The 10,105-nt window shown below is 43.0% G+C and carries 13 protein-coding genes; 10 read left to right on the forward strand and 3 right to left on the reverse strand.

Annotation, left to right across the window (positions count from 1 at the left end):
* Nucleotides 1–930 (forward strand): MDR family oxidoreductase (locus tag B4K20_RS08935; protein WP_289282629.1); only part of this gene is annotated, 930 nt, incomplete at its 5' end.
* Nucleotides 931–1,216: 286 nt separating this feature from the next.
* On the forward strand, nucleotides 1,217–1,693 hold the full coding sequence (locus B4K20_RS08940; protein ID WP_289282630.1) for a hypothetical protein: 477 nt from the start codon (nucleotides 1,217–1,219) through the stop codon (nucleotides 1,691–1,693).
* On the opposite strand, the gene B4K20_RS08945 is transcribed toward B4K20_RS08940, so the two are convergent.
* Nucleotides 1,690–2,343, reverse strand: coding sequence for a class I SAM-dependent methyltransferase (locus B4K20_RS08945; RefSeq protein WP_289282631.1), 654 nt, complete (start codon nucleotides 2,341–2,343; stop codon nucleotides 1,690–1,692). The genes B4K20_RS08940 and B4K20_RS08945 overlap by 4 nt on opposite strands.
* A gap of 231 nt (nucleotides 2,344–2,574) precedes the next feature.
* Nucleotides 2,575–2,829 carry a hypothetical protein gene (locus B4K20_RS08950; RefSeq protein WP_289282632.1) on the reverse strand — a complete coding sequence of 85 codons (255 nt, stop codon included), beginning with the start codon at nucleotides 2,827–2,829 and terminating at the stop codon, nucleotides 2,575–2,577.
* 229 nt (nucleotides 2,830–3,058) lie between these two features.
* Between B4K20_RS08950 and B4K20_RS08955 the strand changes: the two genes are divergently transcribed.
* Entirely contained in the window at nucleotides 3,059–3,427 is a 369-nt protein-coding gene (locus B4K20_RS08955; RefSeq protein WP_289282633.1) for a YidH family protein, read from the forward strand.
* Entirely contained in the window at nucleotides 3,414–3,923 is a 510-nt protein-coding gene (locus tag B4K20_RS08960) for a hypothetical protein (RefSeq protein ID WP_289282634.1), read from the forward strand. Before B4K20_RS08955 ends, B4K20_RS08960 begins: the two co-directional genes overlap by 14 nt.
* A gap of 101 nt (nucleotides 3,924–4,024) precedes the next feature.
* On the opposite strand, the gene B4K20_RS08965 is transcribed toward B4K20_RS08960, so the two are convergent.
* Nucleotides 4,025–4,489 (reverse strand): pyridoxamine 5'-phosphate oxidase family protein, encoded by a 465-nt coding sequence (locus B4K20_RS08965; RefSeq protein ID WP_007146429.1) that lies wholly within the window; start codon nucleotides 4,487–4,489, stop codon nucleotides 4,025–4,027.
* A 689-nt stretch (nucleotides 4,490–5,178) separates the two neighbouring features.
* Between B4K20_RS08965 and B4K20_RS08970 the strand changes: the two genes are divergently transcribed.
* The 6 genes from B4K20_RS08970 to B4K20_RS08995 form a co-directional block, all read left to right on the forward strand.
* Complete coding sequence (locus tag B4K20_RS08970; protein WP_289282635.1) at nucleotides 5,179–5,526, forward strand: metalloregulator ArsR/SmtB family transcription factor; 348 nt, start codon at nucleotides 5,179–5,181, stop codon at nucleotides 5,524–5,526.
* Between the two features lie 22 nt (nucleotides 5,527–5,548).
* Nucleotides 5,549–6,052 carry a cyclin-dependent kinase inhibitor 3 family protein gene (locus B4K20_RS08975; protein ID WP_289282636.1) on the forward strand — a complete coding sequence of 168 codons (504 nt, stop codon included), beginning with the start codon at nucleotides 5,549–5,551 and terminating at the stop codon, nucleotides 6,050–6,052.
* 2 nt (nucleotides 6,053–6,054) lie between these two features.
* Complete coding sequence (locus tag B4K20_RS08980; protein WP_289282637.1) at nucleotides 6,055–7,065, forward strand: ArsJ-associated glyceraldehyde-3-phosphate dehydrogenase; 1,011 nt, start codon at nucleotides 6,055–6,057, stop codon at nucleotides 7,063–7,065.
* 6 nt (nucleotides 7,066–7,071) lie between these two features.
* Entirely contained in the window at nucleotides 7,072–8,301 is a 1,230-nt protein-coding gene (gene arsJ / locus B4K20_RS08985; RefSeq protein ID WP_289282638.1) for an organoarsenical effux MFS transporter ArsJ, read from the forward strand.
* A 200-nt stretch (nucleotides 8,302–8,501) separates the two neighbouring features.
* Nucleotides 8,502–9,590, forward strand: a complete 1,089-nt coding sequence (locus tag B4K20_RS08990) for an alkene reductase (RefSeq protein WP_289282639.1) — start codon at nucleotides 8,502–8,504, stop codon at nucleotides 9,588–9,590.
* Nucleotides 9,591–9,641: 51 nt separating this feature from the next.
* Nucleotides 9,642–10,105, forward strand: a 464-nt coding sequence (locus B4K20_RS08995) for an aldehyde dehydrogenase family protein (protein ID WP_289282640.1), incomplete at its 3' end; no start/stop codon positions are given.

Below are 10,105 nucleotides of genomic sequence, written 5' to 3' on the forward strand. Positions count from 1 at the left end.
GATGCTTTACCGAATCAAGGTGGGGATCTTCTAATTCGCGTTACCCATTCTAGTTTGAATTACAAAGATGGGCTTGCTGTAACAGGTAAAGGCAAAGTGTTGAGGTCGTTTCCTATCGTTCCAGGAATCGATCTGGCTGGTGTGGTTGAAGATGCCGGTGAGAGCACAAAATTCAAAGCGGGTGACCAGGTTTTTGTCACTGGATGGGGTGTGGGTGAGCAGGTTTCCGGTGGCTATGCCGGGTTTGCCAAAGTTAAACCTGAATGGGCAGAGTTAATACCTGAAGGACTCAGTGCCATGCACTGCATGGCTTTAGGTACCGCTGGTTTTACGGCCATGCTAGCGACATTGTCGCTTGAAGATCACAATGTACTTCCCGACTCTGGACCAGTATTAGTGACAGGTGCCTCTGGCGGGGTGGGGTCCATCGCTATTTCGTTACTTGCCAAACGCCACTATAACGTCGTCGCCTCGACTGGCAGAATCGAAGAACAGGGAGACTATCTAAAGCGTCTTGGCGCATCTGAGATCATTCATAGAGAGGAATTATCGTCGCCAAGTGGCAGACCTCTGGACTCTGAACGTTGGGCTGGCGCGATTGATTCAGTGGGTGGTGAAACCCTCGCTAGTATTCTTCGTCAAACTCAGTACCGGGGCAGCGTTGCCGCCTGTGGTTTAGCCGGTGGAGCCAGTCTGCCGAGTACCGTGCTGCCATTCATACTGCGTGGTGTGAACCTGTTAGGCATTGATTCCGTTATGTGTCCGTCTTGGTTGCGAAAAAGAGCGTGGAGTCGTATGTCAGAAGACATCGATCTGAAGACCTTGGAACAACTGATTCAAGTAATTTCGCTTGATGCGGTTCCCGATGCTGCTCAGCAGATCCTTGCCGGAAAAATTCGTGGCAGAATCGTAGTGGATATGAGCTTGTAAATGCGATGATGCATGCAATAAACGGCGATACCAAAGGCTAACAGCCAGCGCCGTTAATCTCAGTGTTTCCAGGCCAGGATAAACCAAATTTCATAGCGAAATGAGGTCGTTTTCTAATTAACTCCAATGTCGGTTATTAAGCAGTGATGCTTCGTTTGTAGTCATAAATGCGTCAATGTATTTATGGCTAACATCGTCAACAAATTTTAATGAGATAACGCTACACTTAGCTAGATTAGTGGTGCGCAAGCAGTTTAAATATTTGTAATACATTGGAGGTATTTCTATGCTTACTGAACAACAACGGGCTGTTATCCCTCATCAATTATTAGTCTTTAACCTATTGGTTTTTAATCTGCTTATCCCAATAGGTTCATTGTTACTGGGAATGGAATTTTTATTGCTACCCATAGCCAGTGTCTGTTCCTTATCGATCAATTTTTATATTTGGTATCGGTCGAAACATGTTCATCAAACACCGCTGATTAATGCTCACTGGTATATCGTGTGGAAACGCTGTCGTATTGTTTTAATTGCCTACTGTATTTCAATTTCTATCGGTTTGGTGTGTGGACTGATGGCGTCATTTCAACATGACACACAATTACGTTCCATTATGATGATCGCGTTTATACGCATCGCGATTGTGCCTTCATTGCTGGTGGTGACGCCATTACTGATTTCATCAACCATTGCGATGAATAAGGTGAGAAGAGGTAAGCTAAAAGTCGCCGGTGTGGTGCCACAAGAAAGCGGTGTCTAACGTGAGAATCGTAAGATAGAGCCTTTATATTTCTCGCTGAGATAGTCTGTGTGTTCAGGCTTTATGTAATCGCTGGTGAAACCATAAGCTATCATTTCACGATCAAGTTTGTTTTTCCGGCCTCTGTCGGGATCTACCAAAATAACATCACAGTGCTGATTTGCATGGTTATGAATAAAGCTGGCTAAAAGCAGAACGTGCTCATCTTCATAAAGCAGATCGCTACCGATAATTAAATCAAACTTGCCGAGCTGACTGGTGTCATTTGCCCAGTCGACTTGTTCGAAAGCGATGCTTTTACCACTGTTCAGTTCTGTATTGCGATCAAGAAAGTGGCTGACTTGCGGATGGTAGTCTGTGGCGGTGATATCCGCCAGGCGTTCATTGAGTAATAAACTTGATAATGCCATGCCGCAGCCAATTTCAAGAATACGTTTATTTTTAATGTCGTATTTGAGCATATGATTGGCAAGCACTATGCTCGAAGGCCAGACAACGCCAAACAAAGGCCAGGTAGCTGAAGATATACCCATGTCATTGGCTTCACCTTCTGGATCACTAAACTGCTGCTTATCCCGAAGCGTACAAAGGTGGATATCCATATCACCGACCTCAATGGTCTGGTAACGAACACGAATAGGCTTGGTCATCATTTATCCTGAAAAGCAATGGGTGCTTGGTCAGTTATGTGTGATAAATGACAAAACGAGAATGACTCAGAATATAGTATTTTCCGGTAACTGCAAGTTTCTTATTTTAATTCAGTGATCTAGCGATTGTTCGTGTAAGACGATTACTGCACATGAGGTGAAAGTGAGGAGACAATAAAACAAACCCCATGACGCTATGTGTTAAGCGTACACAGGGTTTGTTTGACTGGGTTAATGTTGGGCTTCGATAAGGTGTGACTCTGCATGTTCCAGTGCCAGGTCGTAATCAAATTTCGCACCGGCTTCGATCAGATCGTCTAATTGAGATTTTGCATGTTCTTTGTTGATATGGTCTGAATTAATGACAGCGAGATAGGCGTAGGTGCCTGCCACTTCTTCTGGCGAGTCATGATGTGTGCCGCCACTATCAATTAGTTGAACCACATCGTGTATTGACCGAGCTTCTTTAATTTCAGTTGAAATCATCTCAACCTCCTATTTAATTAGCTGGTTTTTTAGTGAAACGCGATAGCGTTTATGAGTCAAGTTTACGCACTTAGGTTCACCCTTTTTTACAATGCGTGTGTATGAAAATACTGTTCTCAATCTGAAGTGAACTCGAGGTAGAGTGTGCAATTTACTGGTGGTGATTTATGTCGTTAAACGATATGGTTGAGACCTGTTTTTTTAAGTATGAGTGCATGAGCGATTTGATATGTCCTATTTAGATGATCCCAGAGTATTATTTGCGGCAGAACGTACCTTGCTTGCCTGGAACCGTACCAGTCTGGCTTTGATTGCCTTTGGCTTTGTTGTCGAAAGAGCAGGGTTGCTACTCGCTGTCATGCAGGGACAGCAAACACCACACACCACGTCATCAACATTTATTCTGGGGCTGGCGTTTATTCTTCTCGGGGCTGTATGTGCGCTCGTTTCTTCCTATCAATACGGAATCGTGCTGAAACAATTAAGCGAATCAGAAATCCCTGAAGGTTACAAAGCACGTTGGGGAATATTAGCCAATCTTATTGTGGCCATACTCAGCTTGGCTTTAGCCGTTTCCTTATTCAATGTGGCAAGTTAATGAAGCAAGCTACTTCTTATTGCAAGGGCGCTATCCTCGGTCTCATATCAGTGCTTTTTTATGTGGCGACCTCAATGCTAAGAATGTTTGTGGTGAGGAGGAGACGGTTTCTTTTAGCTGCGATATTAAGGCTAAATCAGTTTCAGTGTGTGTCACTAAAGAGGACACATTAGTTTATCGTTATGGCAAACCAAATCAGATTGAGCTCGAACTTCATGCACCAGTGCAATTTAGTTCAACAGCCTATAGTGGCGGTGGCGAAGGGCGTTTACGATTCTCAAATGGACGTTATGACTATATTGTCTATTCCGGCATTACCAATGGCGAATGGTTAGATGCTGAGGCGGGTATCAGAGAGAAGGTGGAGTTAGGCGGTATTTATGTGGTGAAAGACCAGCGTCTTCTGGCTGACCTCAAGTGCACGGCTTATTCAGATAAACATTATATTCATAACTTGCCTGAGCATGAAACAGAGCCCTTTATCTATTACGATTAGTTTTATTTGACCAGTGCGAGTGTGGACCCAGCGTAGTGGCATTAAAAAAGCCCTGCTCAGAGCGAGCAGGGCTTTTTTTATATGGCAGAAAAGTCGTGAGATTAGAGACCGATTTTTTTATGTTCACCCATCATGTCTGGCTCCACTTTGCCATCGGTGAATAGTTTAAATAGGCCTTTAATGCTTGGGTCTGAAATCCATACTTCCGCATCATCTAATTCAAAACGCATCATAAGTAGAGATGGATCCTCACGTCCTTGGTCATACCAGGATGCGGCCATTTTTGACCAGTATTTATCAATCACCGCCTCATCCGTTTCTGGCTTTAATACGCCACGGATGGATGCAAATACTTTGTTATCTTTACTCACAAAAGTCGCTTTCGCTGGTCCGCCTTCTGCTATTCGATTAGTTTTAGTCGTGTAAAACCAGAATTCACTATCGGCATTTTCATCTAATTGCGCTGTCATGGGCTCACTGTGTTGCAGCGAGTGATCCAGCCCGATCATCAGAAAAGGACTGTCACTCATCGCTTTCCACATGGTTTTTCGAATATCGTTACTCATCTATATCTCCTTGACAGTGGTAAATTCAAATTCAACTAAAGATAGCAATGCACATGTTTGTATAGTGTGAAATGCTTTTTATTCATGTCATTTGATTTTGCACACAGCTGCTCTTTAGATGAATCAACGCATTGATCAGTGCGACAACTGACTAAGGCTTTGATTCCAAGAAATGCTTAAATTTTTCAGAGAAGTAACTCACATGAGAAATGGCATTGTTTATGTGAGCTTAATTCTGGCTGCTATGAACAAATAATGTGTTCTGATGATGGAAAATGATATAGAGCCCCAACGCGATATTGATTGTCAGTCAGCATTCAAACTATTCAGTCTCGAACGTTTTCTATTGTGCGTATCAACACCAAGCTATAAGCCACGATTGAGTAGTTCTCTGGGCACTCATTGATGAAATACGTTACCAGTCTCAATATTTTTTAATCATTAAAACTAGGTCTACCTACCCACATATTCAGTAATGTATATAAGAATACGAATATTTATATGCAATATTGCATATGTAAGTCATGACGTATATCAGAGTGGATTTACTATTAGTGTTCAGTTTCAGACTTATTTATTAGGTTTTATCATTTATTTTTGGTATGTCATATTGTTTAAATATATATCGATTACCATATATTAAAAATTCGTTTATTGACCTTAATTAGGTCCAAGCCTGGAATAGAATGATGAGCCCAGTAGATTTTTATAAATGTATCTCCGATGAAACACGTTTACGTTGCATCTTATTGATTTTCAAACAGGAAGAATTATGTGTTTGTGAGTTAACGGAAGCATTAAATGAAATTCAACCAAAAATCTCCAGGCATTTAGCTCAACTCAGAAAATGTGGGCTTATACAGGATAGACGTCAGGGACAGTGGGTGTTTTATCGTATCAGTACTGACCTTCCTCTCTGGATGGTATCTGTCATTTCAACCACCCAGATACATAATCAGCAACTTATCGATGAGGACCTGCAACGATTACAACAAATGTCGGATCGTCCAGATAATCAAAAAAATTGCTGCGGATAACTTTTAAGAACGTCGTTAAATCATGAATACACATCCTATTACTTTTCTTCCCCTGCCTACCGGCGGGCAATTTATCTTTACACCATGTCCTGGCACTAAAGAGACTGACATAGAACAGGCTTTAGACGTTTTATATGATGCGGGAGCAACATCTGTCATAACGGCTTTACCCGATCATGAGATTGTGGACTTAGGTGTGCCTGACTTGGGAATGTTGATCCAGAAGAAGGGGATGCACTGGTTTCAGTTACCCATCGAAGATGATATGTCTCCAGGTGCTCTTTTCTTAACGAGATTTTCTCAGGTCAAAACTGAGCTAATTAAACTGTTAGAGAATGCATCGACCATTGCTATTCATTGTCGTGGTGGTTCGGGTAGAACAGGACTGATCGCCGCCATACTTTTACTGGAGATGGGTATGGAGTGGAAAGAGGTTAAGGAGCTTGTTCAGTCTGTGAGACCCCGTGCTTTAACAGCAACGACACATCTAAATTTCTTAGAAACATACTACGCAATTAAGGATTAAACATGACAATCAAAGTCGGTATTAATGGGTTCGGTCGAATTGGTCGCTTAGCATTACGGGCTGCATTTGATTGGGATGATATTGAGTTTGTTCAGATTAATGATCCTGCTGCAAATGCAGACACATTGGCTCACTTACTCAACTTCGACTCAGTTCAAGGTACTTGGCAGCATGAGGCGATGTCTGAAGATAATGTCATTCACATCAATGGTAAACACATCATCTGTAGTCAGAATAAAAGCATCGCTGATACTGACTGGTCATCCTGTGATGTTGTCATTGAAGCCAGTGGCAAAATGAAAAGCAAGGCCATCCTCCAAGATTATTTGAAACAAGGTGTAAAGCGTGTCGTTGTGACGGCGCCCGTGAAGGAAGAGGGCGTATTAAATGTCGTGATGGGTGTCAATGATGATAGTTATGACAAAAACCAACATCAAATTGTGACAGCCGCTTCCTGCACAACAAACTCTCTTGCGCCTGTGGTTAAAGTTATTCACGATAAGTTAGGTATTAAACATGGCTCTATAACAACCATCCATAACATTACCAATACCCAGACGATCATTGATGCACCGCATAAAGACTTACGTCGCGCACGATCATGTGGCACTAGCTTGATTCCAACAACAACAGGTTCAGCAACGGCGATTACAGAAATTTTTCCTGAGTTAAAAGGGCGTCTTAATGGGCATGCTGTTCGGGTGCCGCTAACCAATGCCTCGCTAACAGACTGTGTGTTTGAGGTTGAGCGTGCAACAACAGCTGATGAAGTCAACCGTTTATTAAAAGAAGCGGCTGATGGAGAGCTGAACGGTATTTTAGGTTATGAACAGCGCCCTCTGGTATCGATAGATTACAAAGGTGACCCGCGTTCAAGCATTGTTGATGCCTTATCCACCATGGTCGTCAATCACACGCAGGTAAAGATTTATGCCTGGTATGACAACGAGTGGGGCTATGCTAACCGTACTGCTGAGTTAGTACGTTTGGTTGGTCGCCAGGATTCGGAGTAATCATCAATGACAGCCTTGGCTAAGCTATCTGACGAGATTCGCCAGTATCTTATTATCACCACAAACTACTGGGCTTTTACCTTAACTGACGGTGCATTACGCATGTTAGTGGTATTGCATTTTTATAGTTTGGGTTACAGCCCGTTGCAGATCGCCATGCTCTTCTTGTTCTACGAGATTTTTGGGGTAATCACTAATCTAGTTGGAGGCTGGCTCGGTGCACATATTGGCCTGAATAAAACGATGAATATCGGGCTACTGCTGCAAGTTGTTGCCTTATCTATGCTACTTGTGCCGAGTGAATGGTTAACTGTTATTTGGGTGATGGCGGCACAGGCCTTATCCGGTGTCGCCAAAGACTTAAATAAAATGAGTGCCAAAAGTGCCATCAAGTTACTGGTGCCAAAAGAGGAAAATGGTCAGCTCTATAAATGGGTTGCTGCCTTAACCGGGTCAAAAAATGCATTAAAAGGGGTCGGCTTTTTTCTCGGAGGCGGGCTGCTCACGCTGATTGGATTTAAAGGGGCGGTCTTAGTGATGGCCCTTGGATTAATGATGGTTTGGATATTTAGTCTGTTTTCTCTTAAACAAGAGCTTGGCAGAGCTAAAAATAAGCCTAAATTTAGTCATGTTTTTTCTAAAAGCCAGTCAGTTAATGTGCTTTCTGCCGCCAGAATGTTTTTGTTTGGCTCACGGGATGTCTGGTTTGTTGTGGCCTTACCTGTTTATTTATCCACCAGCTTTGGTTGGGATCACTGGTATGTAGGCGGTTTTTTGGCTTTATGGGTGATAGGTTACGGCGCGGTACAAGGGTTTACACCTAGATTAACGACCCGCTCTGAAAAAAGACTTCCAGATGGCAAAGATGCCTTGTTTTGGGCGCTCGCCTTAAGTTTAATTCCAGTAATGATCGCAGTCGCACTGACCTATAACTGGCATAAAGAGCTGGTACTGATAGTGGGGCTGATGATCTTTGGTGTTTTATTTGCCATTAATTCAGCTTTGCATAGTTATCTGATTGTCAGTTATGCAGGTGAAGACGGCGTATCACTTGATGTCGGCTTTTATTACATGGCAAATGCCATGGGCAGGTTAATAGGTACGGTGCTTTCAGGCTGGCTCTACCAGTCTTATGGTTTAGGGTTTTGTTTATGGGTGTCTGCTTTATTTATCGTCATAACAGCCGTGATATCACTGTATTTACCCAAACATAAACGAGCAAATGCCAGTATTTAACATCAGAGAACGCACATCATAATGTAGAAGTGTGATCGGGTAAGGATTAAAAGGGACTTTTTATTTTAGAGTGTCGTTTTATAGACGCTCAAGTTTGTCTCTTCACATAGAAAAGACAGTTTCTCTCCTATAGTTAGCCAACGAACTATTTGATGACTTTGTTATCAAACTGATCATCTGGACAACAAAGGAGGAAGTATATGAATGACTTATTCAGTCCTGTGAAGATGGGCTCAGTGGAACTCAAAAACGGCATTTTTATGGCCCCACTGACACGAAACAGAGCCCATGATGATACGGATATCCCCAATGATCTCGCCATCACATACTATTCACAACGTGCCAGTGCTGGTCTCATCATTGCTGAAGGCACGCAAATCAGCAAGATGGGTAAAGGTTATATCAAGACTCCTGGTATTTACTCTGACGAACAAGTAGCAAAATGGAAAGAAATCACGGATGCCGTTCACGACAAAGGTGGAAAGATTTTCTTACAACTCTGGCATGTTGGCCGAATCAGTTATCACTCGGTACTCCCTGAAGGCGAGCAACCTCTAGCCCCATCAGCTATTCGCGCTGAAGCGCAAACATTTGTCGATGGGCAGATGGTGGATGTATCTGAGCCACGAGCCATGACCGCTGATGATATTAATAATCTGATTGAAGAATACAAAACAGCTGCTTGTAATGCAGACAAAGCGGGCTTTGATGGCGTAGAAATTCATGCTGCCAACGGATATCTGTTGAATCAGTTCATCTGTGATAGCAGTAACCAGCGTACCGATAATTATGGTGGTTCCGTTGAGAACCGTATTCGTCTGGTTGATCAGGTGGTTGAGGCTGTGCTTGAAGTGATGGATGCTGGCCGCGTTGGTATTCGATTGTCACCCACTGGAACTTTCAACGATGTTAGTGATAGTGATCCACTCACTACATACAGTGCGCTGATCAAACAGCTTAACGAGCATAAGTTAGCTTATGTCCATATCGTTGAGCGTTTTCCTGGCATTGATGTAAGTAATGAAGACTTATACATCGTTGAGCAGATAATCAAACAGTGGCAGGGCTTTTACATTGCCAATGGTGACTACAATCTGCTGACAGCACAGGATGCGGTGAAAAGCCAACGTGCTAATGCTGTAGCGTTTGGTCGTCAATATATTGCTAACCCGGATCTGGTGGCACGCCTCAAAGCCGGCGCTGCACTGAACACGCCTGATCAAAATACTTTCTATGGTGGTGGTGCTGAAGGCTACACCGATTATCCATTTCTGGAGGATGCTCGTTAATTTTCAATCTGCAATCAACGCAAATTTTCTTACTATCAAAGAGGATAAAACATGACACAAGCAGAATTGAAAACAACCGCTATTTCTCGTCAAACAATTGATACCTATAACCCTGCCACAGAAGAGGTGTATAAAACCTACTATCTGCATACCAAGCAGGAAGCAGAAGCGTTAATTGATGATTCTCATAAAGCCTTTCAGCACTGGAGAGACACCTCACTTGAAGAGCGTGCCAGCATTATCAAAAAAATCGCTGAATTGCTCCGTCGTGACAAAGCTAAATTAGCTCAAATGATGGCTAAACAAATGGGTAAACCCTTAGCACTAGGCGAAGGCGAAGCCGAGCAGTGTGCTGCTATCTGTGAATATACCGCTGAGCATGGCATTGACGCTCTGGCTGATGAAGAGCGTGACATCGCTGTGGGTAAGAAAGGCATTATTACCTATCAGCCTGAAGGCGTGATCTTAGGCATGCAGCCTTGGAATTTCCCGCTTTATCAATGTATTCGCTACAG

Source organism: Methylophaga sp. UBA5088, from assembly GCF_002414625.1.
GTDB lineage: Bacteria > Pseudomonadota > Gammaproteobacteria > Nitrosococcales > Methylophagaceae > Methylophaga > Methylophaga marina.